We start from the raw sequence: 22,054 nt of genomic DNA on the forward strand, positions 1-22,054 counted from the left end.
CGCTGAACACACGAAGGGAGTACGGGTGGCATGATAATTGGACTGACTGGTGGCATCGCCTCAGGCAAATCGACGGTGGCCCGTCTGTTTGGCGATCACGGCGCTCGCTGGGTCGATGCCGACGATATCGCGCGAGAGGTGGTCGCCCCGGGCGAGCCGGCCCTCAAGGCCATCGTCGACCGATATGGAGATGCCATACTGACCAGGGAAGGTCGCCTCGACCGTGCTGCTCTGCGCGCCCTCGTCTTCGCCGACGAAAAGGAACGCCGCTGGCTTGAAGCGACCACCCATCCACGCGTGCGCGAACGGCTGGTCACGAGACTGTCGCTGCTGCGGCAGCAAGACGCCCCCTATGTGCTGCTGGTTTCCCCGTTGCTGTTCGAATCCGGGCAGGTGGACATGGTCCAGCGCACCCTGGTGGTGGACGTACCAGAAGCGCTGCAGATCGAACGCACTACCCAGCGCGATGATGTCGACCTGGCCCAGGCCAAGGCTATCGTGGCCTCGCAGATGGGTCGTGACGAGCGGGTGTCACTGGCCGACGATGTCATCACCAATGACGGTGATCTAGCGGCGCTCTCCGAGGCCGTCAAGGCACTGGATGCCACCTATCGCAGACTCGCCGCCAAGGCCTGAGCCTGCCTCTTCCGCTATCGACGTTTACGTCTTGCATCAGGAGCCCCACATGTCACACAGCACTCGTCAGGGCACCTTGAAGGTTGCCTGCCCACAATGTCGCAAGGAAGTACTCTGGACGCCCGAGAACAGCTATCGCCCCTTCTGCAGCAAGCGCTGTCGTCTTATTGACCTGGGGGCCTGGGCCGATGGCAGCCATCGCATTGCCGGCGAACCCGCCATGGACGAAACCAGCATCGATGAGTGGGTCGCCAGAGCCGAACGCGACCTGCATAACCAGGACTGAACGATGGACCGGCCAGGCAATGCCAGCGCCCCGTCACGGCCCGCCTACCAGCTATTGGCAGAGCTCGACGCAGGGTTCGATCGGATCATCGCGTGCGCCAGAGAGGTCGTCGACCGCTGGCAGGCATCACGCCTTCCTGCCTGGTCCTTCGATCGCGAGACAGCCGATGCGGACTGGCTGCGCCAGGCGTTACTGGATCTGTGGTATGCCGACGGCCAGGACGGCCGTGTCACCCGCAGCTATATCGGACTGGTGGCCGCGGACCCGGTTACCTGCGAGGCGGCTCTGGCGCTGAACCAGGCCAAGGCTGAGTTTTCTGAACGGCTGAGCGACATTCGCCAGCAATCGCCCCAACTGATACCCGAGATCAAGGCCAGGCTGCCGATACGCCACCCGGAACTCAATGATCACCTGGGGGGCGCCGGCCTCGCCCGCCTCCATCTGAAACAGACCTGGCGCGTCCTGCCCATCGCCGAGGCGCCGGTGGAGCGGGTTCGTCTGGCCTGGTACGCCAGCGGACGCTCCATCACCCGCTTGAGCGTGGCCGAAGTCGAGCGCAAGCTGATGGCCTTCGACACCGAGTCACCGCACATTCGCATTCAACTCGAGCGCCTCGCCGGCATTCCTTCCAGCGAGCCCCTGGCCCAGGTGCAACGACAGGCACCGCTGATGCGAGCCAACCTCTTTTACCGGGCACCTCTGCCGGACGGTCGCCTCAGACGTGCCATGAATGCGGCTCTGCCCCTGCTTGTGCCCCAGGCGCAGCTCCCCCATCACAACCTTCCGCCGGCACAACCGCCAGCCGAACGCCAACGCGCCCGGAGAAGCGACGAACGCCTCGAGGACACCCCCTTCCTGCCAAGCTTGAGAGTCTTTCGCTACCGCTGAAAGGCCCGGTGCGTCGCACACCAGCGCGCCCGCTCAACGAGGCTTGCCCCTGACCTGCCAATGCACCTGCACCCCACCTCAGGCGCCTGCGTTCCGGCAACCGCCATAAGCAGCGCGCGCCTGTCGGCAAGCGCTGACATCAGCAATTGCTGACATCATTTTGCAGTATTTGCGCAAAGACGCCACGGCCTTTACCCACAGAGCCGTCGGAAAATCCCTGTCAAAATCGCACAGGTTGAAGTCCGGCAAGACCCATCTCGATGACCCCTGACAAAGGCAGAGGTCATGCGGTCAGGCGATGCGCCCCATCGATTGCAGCGTGGCGACCAATTCCCGCACCGATTCAGGGGTCTGGGCATATTCCTGGATCAAGCCCAGCAGCCGCCGCTCGAAGTCCTCTTCCTTACGACGCTGCTCTTCTTCTTCCAGGCTGTCGATGGAGCGGACCGGAGGGCCGGTGGGGATCTCGGCGGCCTTGTTCGGGTTGTCCAGGCTGCGCAGCGCTTCCGCGAAGGCGTCATCCAATTCACGAAAGCGGCGAAGCTTCTCGCGTTCATCCATAGGCTTTTGGGAACTCTGAGATTTCATTTGTTACCAGTCGTTAACGTCGATGGAGGTGCGACAGATTCAGTATCCTGCGGCACCACCTTATCAAGAAAGGCTCGAAAATAACGCCTTTTTTACTTTCACAACAACATGTTAGATATGCAATCCATCACTGACGTTTTGTGCACAAACGATCAAAACGGCACATTGCACTTGCCAGACAGGCGCGCTAGACTGCATAACTACGTAACAGGATGTATCCTAACGCTACAAACCTACACCATCATACCTCGGGACAGGCGGATGTTCCGACTACAACGACCAGCGATACGGACGCTCGGATTCGCTCTCCGAGGACCCAGGGAGGGTCGGGTCCGCGCCGATGGTTCAGGGAGGCAAGACCATGTTCAACGAGATGATGCGCGCCGAAATCTGGCTCCAGGAAACCCTGGACAGTCAGCTGAGTATCGAAGATCTTGCCACGCGTATGGGGTACTCCTCATCCCAGGTGCGTCGGCGCTTCCGCCAGTCGTTCGGCATTTCGCCAAGTGCCTACCGCGACATGCTGCGGCTCGAGAAGGCCGCCAGGCTGCTGATCCATACGCCCCACGGCGTACATGATATCGCCAAACGCTGCGGCTATCGCAATCACTCGGCGTTCACCCGCGCCTTCCAGCGCCGCTACCGTGTCGCTCCCCGGGAGTACCGCCAGAACCAGCGCCTGGAACTCTATCGCCAGCGCCACAATCTGCCCCACTTCTCGGTGAAGATGGCCGACCTGCCGCTGCGGCGTGCCGCGGTCACCCGCCTCTATCAGCCGCCCGAAATCATCGAGAACCTGGACAACTGGCAGCGTAATGCCGAAGGCGCCTACGATCTCCCGGCACGCCTCACCAATGCGGCACCGATCGCTATTCTTCACGATCACCCGCTGGCCAGCGAGGCGCCCCGTATCGACCTGGGTGTCCACGTCGACGAAGAACACGCACACCGCCTGGCGCTGCCACTGCCGTTCCGCCTGGTCATGCTGCCGGCCCAGCGACACGCCTGCATCACCCTCGAGGACAGCTCACACCTGACCAGCGCCATGCTGTTCATGGCCTGTCGCGGCCTGTCTGAACACGGCGTCTACCTGAGCGGCGAAGCGCCTCAGCTGGTCAAAGGCAAGTATGGGCTGGAACTGCGACTGCCGCTACTCGAAGAGGACTGATCGCTTAGCCTCTCCGAGCCCGCAAACCTCCCTTCTGGTGGCCACTTCGGTGGCCACCTTTTGCGTTCCATCATACCAGAATTCAAGCAAAGTACCGGCAACGACAAGGCCACAGCCCCGCTTCGCCTGGATCACACTGTTCCTGCATCACACCGGTGCAGTGGGAGGCCACGCTTCGTCCCCTCCCCGGAAACCAGAAACATCGCAAGGGGCAGTCGAAGCTTCGGGCTTCGGGCTTCGCCTCCAACGAGACGCAGCCGATCAAGGAATACCGTGCAAAAAGAAACCGTCCCGAACAATACGACGACGTCACTGTCATGTCGATGGTTCAAGACGGCTTCTGGCACCGCAAGCCTGAAGATCGAAACAGTGCCGGACCGATGCAACGTCCAAGGCACTGGCTCATCTGCGGCTCAAACAATCATCAGTCTTCTACACGCACCAGCCAGGACTCGACGGTGTCATTACCGTGCTCTTCCTTCCAGGCCTTCAACGTCTTCTGATTGCCACCACGAGTTTCGACGACTTCGCCGGTATTCGGGTTCTTGTAGATCTTGAGCTTGCGCTTGCGACGACCGCCAGCGGCCGGGGCAGCGGCCTTTGCCGGGGAAGCAGCGGACTTCGGATCCAGGATGGCGATGACGTCAGATGCGCTCTTGTCGAACTCTTTCATCAGCTCTTCGAGCTTTCCCTTGAACTCGAGTTCGGACTTGAGACGGTCATCGTTCTGGAGCTGACCAAGTCTTTCCTGCAGTTGCTGGAGCTGCTGCTCCATCTGCATATAGTCATTCAAAAGTGAAGACATTAAGGTACGCCTATAGTAGTTGCTTTCGGATGCAGGGGCATTATCACTCCTGCATGAGTATATGACAACCAGCCAAACGACGTTATTCAAACGTTATTGGCCAAAAGCAAAGTCAAAATCCTGTCAAACAAACGGTAGATGCTTACAACAAGGGCATCAACCCTAAAACACGTCCCCTCAAGCATATGCGGTAAAAACTCGCCCAACTCACCAATAATACTGAGGCAGCGCCGCCACGAGGGACATTCCAGCCCTCTACAATTTCTTACATATAAAAAAAGAGCGCTCCCCGAAGGAAGCGCTCTTGACCATTACCAGTCCCGAACAGTGTCGGGGTCCGGCTTAGTCCTGACCCATCTGCTGCTTGATCAGGTCGCCGATGGTGGTCGGGCCACCGGTCTCGACTTCCTGGTCGCGCAGCTTGCTCATGTTGCGACGGGTGTCGTCCTGGTCCTTGGCCTTGACGGACAGGGCGATCTGACGGTTCTTGCGATCGACACCGACGATACGGGCCTCGACGCTGTCGCCTTCGTTCAGCACGTTGCGCGCGTCTTCGACACGGTCAGCGCTGATCTCGGACGCCTTGAGCACGGCAACGACGTCAGTCGCCAGCTCGACGTGAGCTTCCTTGGCGTCAACCTCGACGACACGACCGGTAACGATGGTGCCCTTGTCGTTGACAGCCAGGAACTCGGCAACCGGGTCGGTATCGAGCTGCTTGATACCCAGGGAGATGCGCTCACGCTCCGGATCGATGGACAGGATGACGGCTTCGGCCTCATCGCCCTTCTTGAAGGAACGCACGGCTTCTTCGCCAGTCTCGGTCCAGGAGATGTCGGACAGGTGAACCAGGCCGTCGATGCCGCCGTCCAGACCGATGAAGATACCGAAGTCGGTGATGGACTTGATGGTACCGGCAACGCGGTCGCCCTTGTTGAACTGGGCGTTGAAGGTTTCCCACGGGTTGGCGGTGCACTGCTTGATACCCAGGGAGATACGACGACGCTCTTCGTCGATATCCAGCACCATGACGTCAACATCGTCACCGACCTGAACCACCTTGGACGGATGGATGTTCTTGTTGGTCCAGTCCATTTCGGAGACGTGAACCAGACCCTCGACACCCTCTTCCAGCTCGGCGAAGCAGCCGTAGTCGGTGAGGTTGGTGACACGGGCGTGCACCTTGGTGCCTTCCGGGTAACGATCCTTGATGTTGACCCACGGATCTTCGCCCAGCTGCTTCAGACCCAGGGAGACGCGATTGCGCTCGCGGTCGAACTTCAGCACCTTGACGGTGATCTCGTCGCCGACAGCCACGATCTCGCTCGGATGCTTGATGCGCTTCCAGGCCATATCGGTGATGTGGAGCAGGCCGTCAACGCCGCCCAGATCAACGAAGGCACCGTAGTCGGTCAGGTTCTTGACGATACCGATGATCTGCTGGCCTTCCTGCAGGGTGGCGAGCAGCGCTTCACGCTCGGCGCTGTTCTCGGCTTCGAGAACGGCACGACGGGAAACGACAACGTTGTTGCGCTTCGGATCGAGCTTGATGACCTTGAAGTCGAGCTCTTTGTTCTCCAGGTGCGTGGTGTCGCGCACCGGACGAACGTCGACCAGAGAGCCGGGCAGGAAGGCACGGATGGAGTCGACGTCGACAGTGAAGCCGCCCTTGACCTTGCCGTTGATCACGCCCTTGACGATCTCTTCCTTCTCGAAGGCAGCTTCCAGCACCTTCCACGCTTCGGCACGCTTGGCCTTCTCGCGGGACAGGCGGGTTTCGCCGAAGCCGTCTTCCACAGCTTCGAGGGCCACGTGGACCTCGTCACCGACGGCAATGGTCAGTTCGCCGCTGTCGTCGCGGAATTGCGCGGCAGGGATCTGACCTTCGGACTTCAGGCCGGCATTGACGGTGACCCAGTCACCTTCGATGTCGACGACAGTAGCCGCGACGATCGCGCCCGGCTCCATGTTGATGTCCTGGAGAGACTGTTCAAACAGTTCAGCAAAGCTTTCGCTCATGATGTTCCTACGTGATCAACGTTGAGTGCGGCAGGGCCGCTTCTCCGCACCACCAGCAAGTGCGGGCCATATTCAAAAACCCCCGGGGATGTTGGCACTGGTTGGACCTGACCGAGTTTTCCGTTTCCTGTACTCGGGCACGTCGTGACATCTGGCCGGGGACGCCGCAAGGGAGTTCAGGTGCCGGACAGGAGCCCCTTTCGGGACAACAGTTCGGACAGCCGATCAACCACTTCCGGTATGCTCAGGCGGGTCGTGTCGAGCTCGATGGCATCATCGGCCGGCACCAACGGCGCCACGCTACGCTGCGTATCGCGGTCGTCGCGCGCCTGAATCTCCTTCAAAAGACTCGATAGACTAGCATCCACCCCGGCCTCCCGCAACTGCAGGTGACGCCGGCGCGCCCTTTCCTCGGCGCTGGCGGTCAGAAATATCTTCAGGGGCGCATCGACGAACACCACGGTGCCCATGTCACGGCCATCGGCGACCAGGCCGGGCGCCTGGCGGAAGTCCCGCTGACGCTCGAGCAGCGCCTGGCGCACCGCCGGCAACGCCGCCACCAGAGAGGCGCTGTTTCCCACCTGCTCGGTGCGAATCTCGCGAGTCACGTCACGCCCTTCGAGCTCGACCACCGCCTCGCCATTCTCGGCGCGAAAGACCACATCGAGGGCCGAGGCCAGTGCCGCCAGCGCCGGCTCATCGTCCAGCGCGATGCCCTTGCCGATAGCCGACAGCGCGGTCAGTCGGTAGAGGCTGCCGCTATCCAGCAGATGCCAGCCCAGTCGCTCGGCAATCAGCCGGCTGATGGTGCCCTTGCCGGCGCCGCCGGGGCCATCGATGGTCAGCACCGGGGCCGAATGGTCGTCATGATCGCTCATGCCTGCTCCTCGCGTACCTCTTCGAGTTCAAGGCCGACACCTCGTGCCAGCTCCACAAAGCCGGGGAAGGACGTGGCCACGTTGGCGCAGTCGTTGACCTCGATCGGGCTTGATGCGCGCAGGGCCGCGATGGTGAAGGCCATGGCGATGCGATGGTCCTCATGACTGTCCACGCGCCCGCCGCCATAGTTGGCGCCATCGCCGCCCTTGCCGACGATGTCGATGCCATCGTCATAAAGGGTGTTGTCGATACCCAGCACGCTCATGCCGTCGGCCATGGACTGCAGGCGGTCGGACTCCTTGACCCGGAGCTCCTCGGCGCCGCGCAGTCGCGTGGTGCCTTCGGCGTTGGCCGCGGCAATGAACAGTGCCGGGAACTCGTCGATGGCCAGCGGCACCTGGTCCTCGGGAATGTCGATGCCCTTTAGCGGCCGATAGCGGATATGCAGGTCGGCGACCGGCTCGCCCCCTACCTCTCGCTCGTTCTCGAGGCGCAGATCCGCCCCCATGGCGGTCAGGATGTTGATCACCCCGATCCGGGTCGGATTGATGCCGACGTGTTCCAGCACCAGATCCGACCCCGGGGTGATGGCCGCCGCCACCAGGAAGAAGGTCGCCGAGGAGATATCCGACGGCACATCGATCGGACCAGCGGCCAGCTTGCCGCCGCCCTGCAGCCAGCAGGTATCGCCCTCGCGCTCGACGGCATAGCCAAAGCCATTGAGCATGCGCTCGGTGTGATCGCGAGTCGGTGCAGGTTCACGCACTCGGGTCTCACCCTCGGCAAACATCCCCGCCAGCAGCAGACAGGACTTCACCTGGGCGCTGGCCATGGGCATGTCGTAGTGGATGCCCTTGAGCGCCTGGCCGCCCTTGATCCTGAGCGGAGGACGCCCGCCTTCGGCGGTGTCGATCACCGCCCCCATCTGGCGCAGCGGATCGGCCACCCGCCCCATGGGACGACGCGTCAGCGAGGTATCACCGGTCAATTCGGTGTCGAAGGCCTGCCCCGCCAGCAGCCCGGCAAACAGCCGCATGGCGGTGCCGGCATTGCCGACGTAGAGCGGACCTGCCGGCTTCTTCAAGCCGTGCATGCCGACCCCGTGGATGGTCACGCGGCCCTGGTGCGGGCCCTCGATGGCCACCCCCATCTCGCGGAAGGCCTGGAGTGTGGCGAGGCTGTCCTCGCCCTCGAGGAATCCGGACACCTCGGTAACGCCCTCGGACAGCGCACCAAGCATGATCGAACGATGGGAAATCGACTTGTCGCCGGGGACCCGGATGCGACCGGTGACGCTTCCGCCCGGGGCCACCCGGTAGCGCAGCATGGCTGATTCTTGCATCTGATATTCCGCCTGATAGCTGGTCTGATTCAACAGAGTATCGAAATAGTGGCGCGCATGACTGGCGCGGTCGAAGGTGGCCAGCAGACCATCGCCATCACCACGGTTCACCGCGTCCCTGAGTCGGGCCAGACCTGACTCGAAGTCATCCAGAGCTTCGAGCACGGCGCCCCGGTTGGCCTGAAAGATGTCTCGCCACATCACCGGATCACTACCGGCGATGCGGGTGAAGTCGCGAAAGCCGCCGGCGGCGTAGCGGAAGATCTCGAGCCGCTCATCCTGGCGCGCCAGGGTATCCACCAGCGAGAAAGCCAGCAGATGCGGCAGATGACTGGTGCGCGCCAGCACCTGATCGTGGCGAGCCACGTCCATCTCCAGCACCTCGGCACCGGTCAACTGCCACAGGGCCCGCACACGCTCAAGCGCATCGGGGTCGGTAGCGCAGGTAGGCGTCAGGATCACCTTGTGGGCCTGGTACAGCTCCGGATTGGCCGCCACCACGCCGCTCTTTTCCGACCCGGCGATGGGATGCCCCAGCACAAAGCGCGCGGGAAGCTCACCGAAGGCCTCGATGGCGGCCGCCTCGATCGCTGCCTTGGTGCTGCCGACGTCGGTGATCACCAGATCGCCGGCGGCGCGGCTACGCAACTCGCCTAGCTCGCCCATGACCTGGCCCATGGCCAGCACCGGTACCGCCAACACCACCAGGGTAGCACCCTCGATGACCTCGGAGAGTTGCGTCGAACCTGCGTCGATCAACCCCATGCGACGTCCGCACTCAAGCCCCTTCGGGTCTGGGTCACAGGCTAGGATGAGACTGTCATCCCCCTGCCCCACCCCCGCCTTGCGCAAGGCGGCGGCCAGCGACCCTCCGATCAAGCCGAGTCCAACGATGACGATGCGTGAAGCCCGAGGCAAGGATGCGGGCACTGCGCCACGCGTTGCGACTTCCTGCATTGCGACGTCCTGCATTCCTTCTTGCTGCATTCCTTCTTCCTGCATTACTACAGGACCCCCTGGGGGTAGGAGCCAAGCACCTTGACCTCGGAGACACGCAAGCGCACCTCCTCGAGCAGCGCCGACACCCGCGGCTCCTCGACGTGGCCACAGAAGTCGATGAAGAAAACATAGTTCCAGGCACCGGTGCGCGAGGGTCGCGTCTCCAGACGCGTCAGGTCGATCTGGTGGCGGTGGAACGGCTCGAGCAGGTCGTGCAAGGCACCCGGCTGGTTGCGGGTCGCCACCACCAGCGACGTCTTGTCGACCCCGGACATGGGCACGTCCTGGTTGCCGATGATCAGGAAACGCGTGGAGTTGTCCGGGCGATCCTCGATCTTCTCCGCCACGTGGCTAAGGCCATAGAGCTTGGCCGCCATGTCGCCGGCGATGGCCGCACTGTGCCACTCGCTCTTGACCAGCCTGGCCGCCTCGGCGTTGGACGACACCGGTACCCGCTCGGCGTGGGGGAAGTGGGCATCGAGCCATTTGCGACACTGGGCGAAGGACTGAGGGTGCGAGTAGATACGCGACACCTTGTCCTTGAGAGTAGTGTCGGCCACCAGCAGGTGATGATGGATGCGCAGCACCACCTCACCGCTGATGCGCAGCCCCGAATCGATGAAGGAATCCAGGGTATGGTTGATCACGCCTTCGGTGGAGTTTTCCACTGGTACCACGCCGTAGTTCACCGCGCCGGCCTCGACCTCACGGAAGACCTCGTCGATGGCCGCCATGGGCAGGCTGATGGCGCTGTCGCCGAAGTGCTTGAGCGCAGCCTGCTGGGTAAAGGTACCCTCGGGGCCGAGATAGGCCACCTTGATCGGCTGTTCCAGCGCCAGGCAGGCCGACATGATCTCGCGAAACAGCCGTGCCATTTCTTCGCTGTCCAGCGGCCCCTGGTTGAGCTCCATCACCCGGCGCAGCACCTGGGCCTCGCGCTCGGGGCGATAGAACACCGCCTGGGGGTCGCTTGCGGTCTTGGTCTCCGCCACCTGGCGCGCACACTCGGCACGCTCGCTGATCAGGCGCAGGATCTCGGTGTCGATATGGTCGATGCGCTGACGCAGCGACGAGAGGTTCGGCTCTTGCGAATCACTCATGGGTTGTCTCCTTGTAACGCCCCGTGACCGGGCGTTGACGCATGGCTGGCGAAACCTGGCCCCGCCACCTCTTTACTGGGTGCGCCAGCTCTCGCACGAACCTCAGCCGCGCCGCTTCTCGAAATCGCCCATGAACGCCACCAGGGCGTCCACCGCGGCCTCAGGCACCGCGTTATAGAGGCTTGCGCGCATACCGCCGACGCTGCGATGGCCCTTGAGATTCAAAAGCCCCGCTGCTTCCGCCTCTTCCAGGAAGGCGTTATCCAGGGCGCTGTCGGCCAGCACGAAGGGCACATTCATCTTCGAGCGATTACGCACCGCGATGGGGTTGGAATAGAAGTCGCTGCGGTCGATGGCCTCGTAGAGCTTGGCCGCCTTGCGATCATTGATCTCGGCCATCGCCTCGAGACCCCCGACGTCGCGCTTGAGCCAGTCGAACACCAGACCCGCCAGGTACCAGCTATAGGTAGCCGGCGTGTTGATCATCGACCCTGCCTCGGCCAACTGACGATAGCTGAACAAGGACGGCATCTCGCTCACCGCCTGGTCGAGCAGATCATCACGCACGATCACCAGCACCAGCCCGGCCGGCCCGATGTTCTTCTGGGCGCCAGCGTAGATCACACCGAAGCGCGAGACGTCCAGCGGCTCAGACAGGATGGTCGAGGAAAGATCCGCCACCAACGGCACCTCTACCCCGTCGCCGCGCCGCGCCACGGGCACAAAGTCCAGTGCCAGACCACCGATGGTCTCGTTGGGGGTCACGTGGAGGTAGGCGGCGTCGTCGGACAGCGCGATATCAGCCTGCTGCGGTGCTTCGACATGGCCATTCTCGGCGCTGGAGGCGGCAATGTGGGCGCTGCCGAATAGATGCCGCGCCTCCTTGATCGCCTTGTTGCCCCAGATACCGGTTTCGATGAAGTTGGCCCGGCCGCCGTGGCCAAGCAGGTTCATGGGCACCGCGGCAAACTGCTGGGTGGCACCACCCTGGGTGAACAGCACCCGATAGTTGTCGGGCACTGCGAGCAGTTCACGCAGGTCGGCCTCGGCGCGCTCGGCGATGGCCACGTACTCGCTGGAGCGGTGGCTCATCTCCATCACCGAGAGCCCACGGCCCTGATAGTCCAGCATCTCGCGCTGGGCACGTTCGAGTACTGCGGTAGGCAGCGCGGCGGGCCCCGCGCAGAAATTGTAGTGGCGTGTCATGGTGTCCTGGCGATTGATCGTCAAGGGCAGGCGTCCGGCGACGCCCGCCAGTCACTATATAGGTGGGCCACGGCGTCCATCGCGGACACCGTGGCACCCCGGATCAGTCGTTATTGTCGGTGTTGCTGTCGTCGGCCGCGCTGTCGTCGCCCGGTTCGGCGCTGCCACCCTCGGCGGCGTCATCTGCCGAGTTCTCGACGGCGTCCTCACTACCTTCTTCGCCCTCGGCATCGAGCTCGTCGTCGCCTTCAAGCTCCTGGATACGCACGGTCTTGACCAGCGCCTCGGCCTCGCCGAGGCGGATCAGGGTGACGCCCTGGGTGTTGCGCGAACTGATCGAGACTTCCTCGACCCGGGTGCGCACCAGGGTGCCGCGATCGGTGATCAGCATCATCTCATCGCTGGAACAGACCTGCATCGCCGCCACCATGGCGCCATTGCGGGCGCTGGTCTGCATCGCGATCACGCCCTGGCCGCCACGACCACGCAGCGGGAACTCCTCGAGACGGGTACGCTTGCCGTAGCCGTTTTCGCTGCCGGTGAGGATATAGATCTGGCCGTCGTCACCGCTGGCGTCGACATCACCGGCCTCGCCACGCTCACCGCCCTCGGCGTCGGCATCGATCTCGAGACTCTGCGGGATGATCAGGCTGATCACCTCGGCGCCATCGAGCAGTCGCATGCCACGCACACCGCGCGCGGTGCGGCCCATGGCACGGACCTGGGACTCCTCGAAGCGGATCGCCTTGCCGTTGGACGACAGCAGCATGGCGTGGTCGCTGCCGGAGGTAATGGCGGCGCCCACCAGGCGATCGCCCTCCTCCAGGTCGATGGCGATCAGGCCAACGCTGCGCGGACGCGAGAACTGCTCGAGGCTGGTGCGCTTGACCGTGCCCCGGGCGGTGGCAAAGAAGATGTAGCAGTCCGGATCATAGTCCTTGACCGGCATGATGGCGTTGATCGACTCGCCTTCTTCCAGCGGCAGCAGGTTGACCAGCGGCTTGCCGCGGGACCCGCGACTGGCCGCAGGCATCTCGTAGACCTTGAGCCAGTAGACCTTGCCGCGATTGGAGAACAGCAGCACGGTGTCGTGGGTCGAGGCCACCAGCAGGTGCTCGATGACGTCCTCGTCCTTCATCGCGGTGGCCGACTTGCCACGACCACCACGACGCTGGGCCTGATAGTCCGACAACGGCTGGGTCTTGGCGTAACCGGAACGGGACACCGTGACCACCATGTCTTCCTCGGCGATCAGGTCCTCGATGGACAGGTCCAGGTGGCTTGCCTGAATGTCGGTACGACGCTCGTCGGCGAACTGATCGCGCACCGCGATCAGCTCTTCGCGAATCACCTCGAGCAGGCGATCGGCGGAGGCCAGGATGGCCATCAGCTCGGCGATCTTCTCGAGGATCGACAGATACTCGTCGAGCAGCTTCTCGGTCTCGAGGCCGGTCAGGCGGTGCAGGCGCAGCTCGAGGATGGCCTGGGCCTGGGCCGGCGACAGACGGTACTCGCCTCCGGCCTGGTCCAGACCAAAGCCTTCTTCCAGGTCTTCGGGCTTGCACGAGGTGGCGCCGGCGCGCTCCAGCATGCCGGTGACCTGGCCGGGCTGCCAGGACTTGGCCAACAGCTTTTCCTTGGCTTCGGCAGCATTCGGCGAGGCCTTGATCAGCTCGATCACCTCGTCGATGTTGGAGATCGCCACCGCCAGGCCTTCGAGGATGTGGCCGCGCTCACGCGCCTTCTTCAGTTCGAACAGGGTGCGCCGGGTGACCACCTCGCGACGGTGGCGAATGAAGGCCTCGAGCACCTGCTTGAGGTTCATGGTCTTCGGCTCGCCGTCCTCCAGCGCCACCATATTGATGCCGAAGACATTCTGCAGCTGGGTCTGGGCGAACAGGTTGTTCACCACCACCTCGCCACTCTCGCCGCGCTTGACCTCGATCACCACCCGCAGACCGTCCTTGTCGGACTCGTCGCGCAACTCGGCGATTCCCTCGATCTTCTTGTCCTTGACCAGCTCGGCGATCTTCTCGATCAGCCGCGCCTTGTTCACCTGGTAAGGCAGCTCGGTGACGATGATGTGGTCACGGCCGGACTTGTCGTCGTGTTCGATGGTGTGCTTGGCGCGAATGTAGATGCGCCCGCGGCCGGTACGATAGGCCTCGAGGATGCCCGCGCGGCCGTTGATGATACCGCCGGTGGGGAAGTCGGGCCCCGGCACATGCTCCATCAGATCATCGACGCTCAGGGTGTAGTCGTCGACTAGCGCCAGGCAGGCGTTGATGATCTCGTTCATGTTGTGGGGCGGGATATTGGTCGCCATGCCCACGGCGATGCCCGAGGAGCCGTTGACCAGCAGGTTCGGCACCTTGGTCGGCAGCACGTCGGGGATCCGCTCGGTACCGTCGTAGTTGTCGACCCAGTCGACAGTATCCTTCTCGAGATCGGCCAGCAGCTCGTGGGCCAGGCGCGCCATGCGCACCTCGGTGTAACGCATGGCGGCGGCGTTGTCGCCGTCGATGGAGCCGAAGTTGCCCTGGCCATCGACCAGCACGTGGCGCATCGAGAAGTCCTGGGCCATACGCACGATGGTGTCGTACACCGCACTGTCGCCGTGGGGGTGGTACTTACCGATCACGTCACCCACCACACGGGCGGACTTCTTGTATGGCTTGTTCCAGTCGTTACCCAGCTCGTGCATCGCAAACAGCACACGCCGATGAACCGGCTTCAGGCCATCGCGCACGTCCGGCAGCGCTCGGCCGATGATCACGCTCATCGCGTAATCGAGGTACGACTGCTTCAGCTCGTCCTCGATATTGACTGGCAGAATCTCTCTGGCGATGTCACCCATGGGTCGTCAAGTCCTTTGCACAGCAACAGGTAGGCGCGTCACGCAGCCGTGACAAGGCGCACAAATACAGCGACCTAGCATACCACCCTTGGGGCCTTCCGCGCAGCGTCTGTCGTTGTGTGCGGCGCCTTGACCGCTGCCGTCATGACACCACCAGCGGCGCCAGGGCATCACGCAGCTCACCCTCGATCGCCACCGCACTGTTGCTGGCCACGTCCAGCAGCACGAAGGTTAGCTCGGCGCGAGCTACCATGGCTCCATCGCGGCGGCGCAGGATCTCGTGGCGCATCTTGGCGCTGCGCCCGCCCAGGGCCGACAGACGGGTGGAAATGTCCAGCTCGTCACCGGCCACCGCCGCCTGGCGATAGTCGATATTGAGATTGACCGCGACGAAGGCGACATCTCCCTTTCCCAGGCGAGACATCAGCGCCGGATGCTTGTCGAAATAGTCCCAGCGCCCTTCCTCCATGAACTCCAGGTAACGGGCGTGATTGACGTGGCCATAACCGTCCAGGTGGTAGCCACGAACCTTCAGCGAAGTGGTGCTGATAGCGTCTTCCATGTCATTGCTCCTCATTTAAACTACTGTTTGATTCTGACCTTGAGCGGGCAAAGTGGCAACACTGTCACCAAAGAGGGACGGGCGCGGGCGACGCAGCCTGCTAGGCTTGGCCGCAACCCTGTTCAATCGACCATCGCGATGGCTGGCAACTGGCACCCGAAGGGACCATTCGCCATAATGTGCCTCCTTTTTGACCCGAGAATTGCTCCATGTGGTTCAAGCACTTGCACCTCTACCGTCTGCACGACGCCAGCACCCTGGACAGCGAGCAGCTGGAGACGGCCCTCGCCGAACAGGCTTTCCGCCCGCTCGGTGGCACCGAAGCCCGCCGCATCGGCTGGACGACGCCTGCCGGACGGGGTAGCGATCGCTATCTCCACGAGCTGCAGGGCCAGCGCCTGATGACCGCCCTGCGCCAGGAGCGCATCCTGCCCGCTTCGGTGGTCCGCGAAGAAGTCGACGAGCGCGTCGAGGTCATCGAGACCCAGGAAAGCCGCAAGCTACGCCGCCAGGAAAAGCAGGCAATCAAGGAGCAGGTCTACGAGGAACTGTTGCCCAGGGCCTTCGTACGCAGCCAGAAGACTGACCTATGGTGGGATACCCGGCGAAACTTGATCGCCGTCAACAGCTCCAGCCGAAAGCGCGCCGAAGAGCTGCTGGATCTGTTGCGCGAGTCCCTGGGAAGCCTCAAGGTAACGCCGCTTTCGGCCCAGACACTGCCGATTCGCGCCATGACCACCTGGCTCAACGACGCCTCCTCGCGCCCCGCCGACATGCTGCTCGGCGACCAGGTCGAACTCAAGGCCAAAGGCGACGACGGCGTGCTCAAGGCGCGCCAGGTGGACCTGGACGGCGACGACATTCAGCAACTGCTCGAAAGCGGCCGACAGGCCAGCAAGCTGGCGCTGGGCATGGAGGGGCGCCTGCGTTTCGTGCTCCACGACGACCTGGCGGTCAAGTCACTGGCCTTCGATGACGCCTTGATCGACGAAGCCAACCAGGCAGATGACGGCGACGATGCCGTGCTGCGCATGGAAACCGACTTCATTCTGATGGCCCAGAGCCTGGGTGAAAGCGTCGACCGCCTGATCGACTGGCTGGGCGGCGAAGCCCAGAGTTCTTCTGTTTCGGCTACTGACCTCACTGCGACGACACCATGACTTCGACATCCGATGCCCCGCAGGATCCCTGGCACGATATTCGCCCCTATCAGGACGACGAGGTGGCGACGACCCTGACTCGCCTGGCAGAGGACCCGGAGCTGTTGAGCGCCCTGACCCGCTACCGGCTGCCGCGCCTTTCCCGCATGATGCCCCGCCTGTCACGCACGCTGGCCAGCTGGGCGATCAAGCGCGAGACCCGTGACGTCACCAGCGTGACGGCGTTTCAGCAACGCATCGCGGCCTACATGCAGCGCATGCTGAAGACCTCCACCGACGACTTTCGCGTCGACGGCCTCGATCGTCTGGACCCCGATACCGCCTACCTGTTTATCGGCAACCATCGCGATATCTCGCTGGATCCGGCCTTCGTCAACTATGCGCTGTACCTCGCAGGCCGCAACACCGTGCGCATTGCCATCGGTGACAACCTGCTCAAGAAGCCCTACGTCACCGATCTGATGCGACTCAACAAGAGCTTCATCGTGCCGCGCAGTGCTCGCGGCAAGCGCGCCATGCTGCAGGCCTACCACAAGCTGTCGAGCTACATCCGCCACTCCATTCAGGACGACAATCACTCGATCTGGATGGCCCAGCGCGAAGGCCGGGCCAAGGACGGTATCGATCGTACCGACCCCGCGATCATCAAGATGATGACCATGGCCCACCGTGCCGACAACCGTCATGCCCCGCTCGGGGAAGGCATTGAAGCCCTGCGCCTGGTGCCGGTATCGATCAGCTACGAGTACGACCCCTGCGACGTGCAGAAGGCCAGGGAGCTGAAGGCCGTCAGTGAAGACGGCAGCTACAACAAGAGCGAGTTCGAGGACATCAGCTCCATCGTCGCCGGCATCACCGGCCACAAGGGGCGGGTTCATCTGCGCTTCGGTACGCCGATCGATCGCAGCTTCGATACGCCGGAAGCGGTCGCTGCCGAGATCGACCGCCAGGTGCTGAGCGGCTATCACCTCTTTCCCAGCCACCATCTGGCGCTGGAGACCCTGGGCAGCCATCCTGAGCTGGTGGACCTGTCCGAGGTGTCAGAGGCCGACCGCGATCGGTTCGCGCAACGTCTTTCCGAAGTCCCGGAAGACCTCAGATCCTGGTGGCTGGCCCAGTACGCCAACCCTGTCATCAACTGCGCGCGGAGCGAGCCTTCGTCGTGAGCCAGAAAAGCCAGCCGGGGCGCTCCAGACACGCCTTTGCCTGGACGGCCCAGGGCGTCACCCTGATCGGCGCCGGCGTGGACCTTGTCGTCGGCGTGCTCAAACTGGTGACCGGCGTGATCGTCGGGTCGGCCGCCCTGATTGCCGACGGCATCCACTCCTTTTCGGATATCGTCACCGACGCCTTCGTGCTGGCGGCCACCCACTACGGCCGCCAGGAACCCGACCGCGACCACCCTTACGGCCACGGCCGAATCGAGACCCTGGCGACACTGTGGCTCGGCAGTGTGCTGATCTTCGTCGCGGGTGCCATCGCCTGGTCGAGTGTCGAGCGCCTGCTCGATCGGTCTTCGAGCGCCGCACCCGGCCTCGTTGCCATCGCCGTGGCCGTGGTCTCGCTGCTGGCCAAAGAGGCGATCTACCACTACACCTTGCGCGCCGCCCGCCGCTTCGACTCACCGCTGCTCGAGGCCAACGCCTGGCACTCACGCACCGATGCCATGTCCACTCTGGTGGTGCTGGTCGGCCTGGTGGCGGGGCAGTTCGGCGTCGGCTGGATGGACGCGGTGGCCGCCATCGTGGTCGGCCTGATGGTGGGTTGGGTCGGCGGACGGCTGATGTGGCAGTCTTCGCGGGAGCTGATCGACACCGCCCTGCCGGTCGAAGAGCAGCGTGCGATGCGCCGACTGGCGGAGTCGGTCCCGGGCGTCAAGAGCGTGCACGATCTGCGCACCCGCCAGCTCGGAAGCGACGTCGTGCTCGATCTGCATATCGTGGTCGCTCCCAGGGTCACGGTGTCCGAAGCCCACGAGATCGGTAATGCGGTCAGTCGACAACTACGCGAAGCGCACACCCGCCTGAAGGATGTCACCTTCCACATCGACCCCGAGGACGACGAAGGACAGACCGAACACAGCCTGCGCCCGGGCTTGCCGCTGCGCGAGGAGATCGAGCAACTGCTGGATGAACGCTGGTCGCATCAGCGTGCCTGGCAACACCGTACGGCGCTGAATCTGCACTATTTGGATGACCGCATCGACATTTCGTTGTACGTTGACTCTGATATCCATCATGGGGATCTCGATGACTTGGCTCATCAATTGTGCCGAGACCTCGACACCCTGCCCTGGGTAGGCCAACTGAAGCTGTGGCAAGGGCCCGGCAAGGCCTGACCTCCGCCCGGCTTGGAACTCGCCATGAGCCCAGATGCCGTCTTGTCTCGCCCGTCTCGCCGCCGTCCCCCTTTCTGGCTCGCCTGGGGGTCTGCGAGCCTGTTGGGCGCCTTCCTGGCGCTGGCACCCGCACCGGTGGACGCGACGCTCGACCATGCGCGGATGCGCGCGGCCATGAGCGCCGAGTACGGCAGTCAGGGGGTAAGAGCCCTGGACGAATGGCTCAACCTGATCAATCGCCTGAGAGGCGCCGACCTTCGTACTCAGCTTCGCGACGTCAACGACTTCTTCAATCGCAAGATGCAGTGGCTCGAGGATCGCACCATCTGGCGCCAGAGCGACTACTGGGCTACTCCCATCGAATCGCTGGGACGCGGCGCAGGCGACTGCGAAGATTACTCCATCGCCAAGTACGTGACCCTCAAGGAGCTCGGCATTCCCATCAGCAAGTTGCGCATGATCTATGTGCGTGCTCGACTGGGACGTAGCCAGATCACCCAGGCCCATATGGTGCTCGGCTACTACGAGACGCCAGGCGCCGAGCCCCTGATTCTCGACAACATTGCCGCCGGCATTTCCCGTGCCAGCCTGCGCACCGATCTGGACCCGCTATTCAGCTTCAACAGCAGTGGCCTGTGGGCGGGTGGCACCACCCAATCGCGGGCGGATCCTCTGGCGCGCCTGTCGCGCTGGCGAAACGCGCTGGATCGCATGCGCCAACAGGGAATCCAGTGACATCATGCCAATCCTTCATCTAGAGACGCCGCCATGTCGTTGATCAAACAACTCTGGCTCGCCATCATTGCCATCCTGCTGATTGCCCTGATCGGCAGTCTGGTGGTGGCCGTATCGGGCAGCCGCGCCTACATCGAACAGGAAATACTGATCAAGAACGCGGACAACGCCAATGCCCTGGCGCTGAGCATGAGCCAGATGCCTGACAAGGATGAAGTGACGCTGGAGCTTTTGATCTCGGCGCAGTTCGACACCGGCCACTACCGCAAGATCCAGCTGCTGGACACCCAGGACAGACCGATCATTCGTCGCGTCTCTTCAGCCCCCGAGGATACCGGCGTGCCGGGATGGTTCCGTGAGCTGGTCGCCTTCGAGGTCCCCGCCGGCACTGCGGTCATCCAGGATGGCTGGCAGCAGCTTGGCACCTTGCAACTCGAAAGCGCACATGGCTTCGCCTACCAGTCGCTGTGGCAGAGCACCCTGCGCATGGCCGCCTGGTTCGTGGCAGCAGGTGCCCTCAGCCTGCTGATTGCCTACCTGCTGGTGCGCCAGATCCGCACCCCGCTGAAGACCCTGACGCGCCAGGCCAACGATATCGGCCAGCGTCGCTTCACCGTCGCCCCGCTGCCCCGCACACTGGAACTGCGCGAAGTATCCGACGCCATGAACCGGCTGTCGGAAAGCGTGCGCGAGATGCTCCAGCGCGAGAGCGAGCAGATCGACCGGCTTCGCCGCCAGTTGCTGCATGACACGGTGACCGGGGCCTTGACCCGGGAAGCCTTTATCGACCGCCTCAACTACAGCCTCGAGCAACAGGGTGAATCCAGCTACGGCGTGGTGGCGATGATCCGCGCCACCGACCTGGCCGCGCTCAACGAACGCCGCGGCCACTTGCACACCAACGGCGTGCTCAGCGACCTTTGCCAACGCCTGACCGCCATCGCCGAGGCCCATGGCGAAGGCTATGTGGGTCGCCTCAACGGCAGTGACTTCGCCCTGATGCTGTGCGGCAACGTCGACGAAAGCTGGGCCCGCGAACGGCTGGACGACAATCTGTCGACCCTGGCCGCACAGAACGCTCCGGTACTGCGGCTCCCCGCTGCCCTGGCGGTCTACCACCACGGCCAGGAGCGCACCACCCTGATGGCCGCACTGGATGGCGCCCTGTCGCTGGCCGAGAGCCGTCCTGGACAGGCGATCGAGTCCTGCCACAACGTGGAACAGGAGACGCTCTACCGTAGCCGCGCCGAGTGGCGCTCATCGCTGGTCGAGGCGATGGAGCACGGCGTGCTGCTGGGGCAGTATCCGGTGCTGGATCGGCGCGGACAGTTGCTGCATCACGAGGCCCCTGCACGGCTAAACATCAAGGGCGAATGGCGTCAGGCGGGTGTCTTCATGCCCTGGATCGCCCGTCTGCGCCTCCACGACAGCCTGGATATCAAGGTGATCGATGCCGCCCTCGACACCATCCATCACCACCGGCAGCCGCTGGGCATCAACCTGTCCCATGCAGCGATTACCCAGCCGAATGTCGTGATCGCCCTGCAACAACGCCTCAGCGCCCGCCCGGACTCGGCCCCCTTCCTGTGGATCGAGGTGCCGGAGTCGATCGCCCGAAGCGATCTCGAGAGCTTCCGATATCTGTGTCAGTCGCTGGCCCCCTTCGGCTGTCATCTGGGCATGGAACACGTCGGTGCGGCCTTCCGCCAGCTGGGAGATCTGCAGGATCTTGGGCTGTCCTACATCAAGATCGACGCCACCCTGTGTCGTGGCGTGTCGGAGCGGCCGGAGCAGCAGACCATTCTCAGGGGCATGGCGACCCTGTGCCATTCGCTGGCGATCCAGGCCATCGCCGAGGGCATCGACGAGGATCGCGATATCGACACCCTGTTCGAGCTGGGCCTGGACGGTGTCACCGGCCCTGCTGTGTCCGCCAGGATGGAAACCGACAAGCACTCGTGAGCGTCGATGACATGAGGGGTACACAACAAAGGGCCACCCGAAGGTGGCCCTTTGTCTTGCCCAAGTCGACGCATGCGACTTGAGAGGTGCAGATGCTCAGCGCTTAGATGAGGGGGTCGTCGTCCCCTACCAGATCCACATCATTGTAGCGACGACGCAATGACTGGCGGTCCATGATCTTGCGGCGGGCCGCGTCAGGCAGATCGGTGAAGCTGATCACGCCCTTGTCCATCAGCAGATCAAGCACGTCCTCGAGCACCCGCACAAAGGCCAGGTCGGAGGCATGGAACTGGGACTGTTCGTTGCGCTCGTTACCGTCTGACAGGAAGAACAACAGCTCCTGATCATCCGGCGCCATGAATTCGTCGCAGGTCGCTGTAGGCTCCCGGCTGACACAGACAAGCTTTCCTTCCCCGTCACGCTGGACGTACATGTCACGTTCTCCGCAATCTTTGTTGGTCGAGCATATATCAAGTTTCCCTTGATCAGTAGCCCTCGGCGTTTACCGCCGAGGGCCTTGCCCG

The 22,054-nt window shown here is 63.2% G+C and carries 19 protein-coding genes; 9 read left to right on the forward strand and 10 right to left on the reverse strand.

The annotated features are described in order from the left end of the window. The first annotated feature begins 30 nt into the window (after positions 1 to 30). The 3 genes from coaE to NFH97_RS20605 are packed head-to-tail and all read left to right on the forward strand — an operon-like array spanning position 31 to position 1,810. A complete protein-coding gene (gene coaE, locus NFH97_RS20595) occupies positions 31 to 636 on the forward strand; it encodes a dephospho-CoA kinase (RefSeq protein WP_045992368.1) in 606 nt (201 codons plus the stop codon). A 49-nt stretch (positions 637 to 685) separates the two neighbouring features. Then, the gene (gene yacG, locus NFH97_RS20600; protein ID WP_045992369.1) at positions 686 to 922 is read left to right on the forward strand and encodes a DNA gyrase inhibitor YacG; all 237 of its coding nucleotides are present in this window, start codon (positions 686 to 688) and stop codon (positions 920 to 922) included. A 3-nt stretch (positions 923 to 925) separates the two neighbouring features. Then, on the forward strand, positions 926 to 1,810 hold the full coding sequence (locus NFH97_RS20605) for a DNA replication terminus site-binding protein (RefSeq protein ID WP_306168844.1): 885 nt from the start codon (positions 926 to 928) through the stop codon (positions 1,808 to 1,810). A 291-nt stretch (positions 1,811 to 2,101) separates the two neighbouring features. Here NFH97_RS20605 and NFH97_RS20610 read toward each other — a convergent pair whose 3' ends face one another. Next, positions 2,102 to 2,398: a hypothetical protein gene (locus NFH97_RS20610; RefSeq protein WP_045992371.1), complete on the reverse strand. Its 297-nt coding sequence runs from the start codon at positions 2,396 to 2,398 to the stop codon at positions 2,102 to 2,104. Between the two features lie 361 nt (positions 2,399 to 2,759). Between NFH97_RS20610 and NFH97_RS20615 the strand changes: the two genes are divergently transcribed. Beyond that, the gene (locus NFH97_RS20615) at positions 2,760 to 3,566 is read left to right on the forward strand and encodes a helix-turn-helix transcriptional regulator (protein ID WP_045992373.1); all 807 of its coding nucleotides are present in this window, start codon (positions 2,760 to 2,762) and stop codon (positions 3,564 to 3,566) included. A 424-nt stretch (positions 3,567 to 3,990) separates the two neighbouring features. Here the strand turns inward: NFH97_RS20615 and NFH97_RS20620 are convergent, their stop codons facing one another. From NFH97_RS20620 to NFH97_RS20655, 8 genes are all read right to left on the reverse strand, one after another. Next, the gene (locus tag NFH97_RS20620) at positions 3,991 to 4,371 is read right to left on the reverse strand and encodes a histone-like nucleoid-structuring protein, MvaT/MvaU family (RefSeq protein ID WP_045994818.1); all 381 of its coding nucleotides are present in this window, start codon (positions 4,369 to 4,371) and stop codon (positions 3,991 to 3,993) included. Between the two features lie 342 nt (positions 4,372 to 4,713). After that, positions 4,714 to 6,390 (reverse strand): 30S ribosomal protein S1, encoded by a 1,677-nt coding sequence (gene rpsA, locus NFH97_RS20625; RefSeq protein WP_253028711.1) that lies wholly within the window; start codon positions 6,388 to 6,390, stop codon positions 4,714 to 4,716. A 176-nt stretch (positions 6,391 to 6,566) separates the two neighbouring features. After that, entirely contained in the window at positions 6,567 to 7,268 is a 702-nt protein-coding gene (cmk, locus tag NFH97_RS20630; protein ID WP_253028712.1) for a (d)CMP kinase, read from the reverse strand. Beyond that, positions 7,265 to 9,568 (reverse strand): bifunctional prephenate dehydrogenase/3-phosphoshikimate 1-carboxyvinyltransferase, encoded by a 2,304-nt coding sequence (locus tag NFH97_RS20635; protein ID WP_349625482.1) that lies wholly within the window; start codon positions 9,566 to 9,568, stop codon positions 7,265 to 7,267. The genes cmk and NFH97_RS20635 overlap by 4 nt, the downstream gene beginning before the upstream one ends. 47 nt (positions 9,569 to 9,615) lie before the next feature. Further along, positions 9,616 to 10,710 (reverse strand): prephenate dehydratase, encoded by a 1,095-nt coding sequence (gene pheA / locus NFH97_RS20640; RefSeq protein ID WP_045994814.1) that lies wholly within the window; start codon positions 10,708 to 10,710, stop codon positions 9,616 to 9,618. Positions 10,711 to 10,812: 102 nt separating this feature from the next. Continuing rightward, positions 10,813 to 11,916, reverse strand: a complete 1,104-nt coding sequence (serC, locus tag NFH97_RS20645; RefSeq protein WP_253028713.1) for a 3-phosphoserine/phosphohydroxythreonine transaminase — start codon at positions 11,914 to 11,916, stop codon at positions 10,813 to 10,815. A gap of 103 nt (positions 11,917 to 12,019) precedes the next feature. Further along, on the reverse strand, positions 12,020 to 14,773 hold the full coding sequence (gene gyrA, locus NFH97_RS20650) for a DNA gyrase subunit A (protein WP_222569874.1): 2,754 nt from the start codon (positions 14,771 to 14,773) through the stop codon (positions 12,020 to 12,022). 142 nt (positions 14,774 to 14,915) lie between these two features. After that, positions 14,916 to 15,335: an acyl-CoA thioesterase gene (locus tag NFH97_RS20655; RefSeq protein ID WP_349625483.1), complete on the reverse strand. Its 420-nt coding sequence runs from the start codon at positions 15,333 to 15,335 to the stop codon at positions 14,916 to 14,918. Between the two features lie 209 nt (positions 15,336 to 15,544). On the opposite strand from NFH97_RS20655, the gene NFH97_RS20660 reads away from it, so the two are divergent. From NFH97_RS20660 to NFH97_RS20680, 5 genes are read left to right on the forward strand one after another with little or no spacing between them, the layout of a single operon-like run. Then, positions 15,545 to 16,495 (forward strand): recombination-associated protein RdgC, encoded by a 951-nt coding sequence (locus NFH97_RS20660; RefSeq protein WP_349625484.1) that lies wholly within the window; start codon positions 15,545 to 15,547, stop codon positions 16,493 to 16,495. Further along, a complete protein-coding gene (locus NFH97_RS20665) occupies positions 16,492 to 17,661 on the forward strand; it encodes a 1-acyl-sn-glycerol-3-phosphate acyltransferase (protein ID WP_287164450.1) in 1,170 nt (389 codons plus the stop codon). Before NFH97_RS20660 ends, NFH97_RS20665 begins: the two co-directional genes overlap by 4 nt. Next, a complete protein-coding gene (locus NFH97_RS20670; RefSeq protein WP_108133790.1) occupies positions 17,658 to 18,833 on the forward strand; it encodes a cation diffusion facilitator family transporter in 1,176 nt (391 codons plus the stop codon). Before NFH97_RS20665 ends, NFH97_RS20670 begins: the two co-directional genes overlap by 4 nt. A 24-nt stretch (positions 18,834 to 18,857) precedes the next feature. Beyond that, positions 18,858 to 19,568, forward strand: coding sequence for a transglutaminase-like cysteine peptidase (locus NFH97_RS20675; RefSeq protein WP_287164449.1), 711 nt, complete (start codon positions 18,858 to 18,860; stop codon positions 19,566 to 19,568). 33 nt (positions 19,569 to 19,601) lie between these two features. Beyond that, positions 19,602 to 21,530 carry a bifunctional diguanylate cyclase/phosphodiesterase gene (locus NFH97_RS20680; RefSeq protein WP_349625485.1) on the forward strand — a complete coding sequence of 643 codons (1,929 nt, stop codon included), beginning with the start codon at positions 19,602 to 19,604 and terminating at the stop codon, positions 21,528 to 21,530. Positions 21,531 to 21,633: 103 nt separating this feature from the next. Here NFH97_RS20680 and NFH97_RS20685 read toward each other — a convergent pair whose 3' ends face one another. Further along, positions 21,634 to 21,963, reverse strand: coding sequence for a hypothetical protein (locus NFH97_RS20685; protein WP_045994806.1), 330 nt, complete (start codon positions 21,961 to 21,963; stop codon positions 21,634 to 21,636). Positions 21,964 to 22,054: the final 91 nt, after the last annotated feature.

The organism is Halomonas sp. SCS19 (assembly GCF_040147015.1).
Lineage (GTDB): Bacteria > Pseudomonadota > Gammaproteobacteria > Pseudomonadales > Halomonadaceae > Halomonas > Halomonas litopenaei.

Coding starts and splice junctions, on each gene's coding strand:
- NFH97_RS20655 (WP_349625483.1), bottom strand. CDS start 15,335: ATGGAAGACGCTATCAGCACCACTTCGCTGAAGGTTCGTGGCTACCAC.
- NFH97_RS20635 (WP_349625482.1), bottom strand. CDS start 9,568: ATGCAGGAAGTCGCAACGCGTGGCGCAGTGCCCGCATCCTTGCCTCGG.
- NFH97_RS20665 (WP_287164450.1), top strand. CDS start 16,492: ATGACTTCGACATCCGATGCCCCGCAGGATCCCTGGCACGATATTCGC.
- NFH97_RS20620 (WP_045994818.1), bottom strand. CDS start 4,371: ATGTCTTCACTTTTGAATGACTATATGCAGATGGAGCAGCAGCTCCAG.
- coaE (WP_045992368.1), top strand. CDS start 31: ATGATAATTGGACTGACTGGTGGCATCGCCTCAGGCAAATCGACGGTG.
- NFH97_RS20685 (WP_045994806.1), bottom strand. CDS start 21,963: ATGTACGTCCAGCGTGACGGGGAAGGAAAGCTTGTCTGTGTCAGCCGG.
- cmk (WP_253028712.1), bottom strand. CDS start 7,268: ATGAGCGATCATGACGACCATTCGGCCCCGGTGCTGACCATCGATGGC.
- rpsA (WP_253028711.1), bottom strand. CDS start 6,390: ATGAGCGAAAGCTTTGCTGAACTGTTTGAACAGTCTCTCCAGGACATC.
- NFH97_RS20605 (WP_306168844.1), top strand. CDS start 926: ATGGACCGGCCAGGCAATGCCAGCGCCCCGTCACGGCCCGCCTACCAG.
- NFH97_RS20660 (WP_349625484.1), top strand. CDS start 15,545: ATGTGGTTCAAGCACTTGCACCTCTACCGTCTGCACGACGCCAGCACC.
- NFH97_RS20610 (WP_045992371.1), bottom strand. CDS start 2,398: ATGAAATCTCAGAGTTCCCAAAAGCCTATGGATGAACGCGAGAAGCTT.
- serC (WP_253028713.1), bottom strand. CDS start 11,916: ATGACACGCCACTACAATTTCTGCGCGGGGCCCGCCGCGCTGCCTACC.
- gyrA (WP_222569874.1), bottom strand. CDS start 14,773: ATGGGTGACATCGCCAGAGAGATTCTGCCAGTCAATATCGAGGACGAG.
- pheA (WP_045994814.1), bottom strand. CDS start 10,710: ATGAGTGATTCGCAAGAGCCGAACCTCTCGTCGCTGCGTCAGCGCATC.
- NFH97_RS20675 (WP_287164449.1), top strand. CDS start 18,858: ATGAGCCCAGATGCCGTCTTGTCTCGCCCGTCTCGCCGCCGTCCCCCT.
- NFH97_RS20615 (WP_045992373.1), top strand. CDS start 2,760: ATGTTCAACGAGATGATGCGCGCCGAAATCTGGCTCCAGGAAACCCTG.
- yacG (WP_045992369.1), top strand. CDS start 686: ATGTCACACAGCACTCGTCAGGGCACCTTGAAGGTTGCCTGCCCACAA.
- NFH97_RS20680 (WP_349625485.1), top strand. CDS start 19,602: ATGTCGTTGATCAAACAACTCTGGCTCGCCATCATTGCCATCCTGCTG.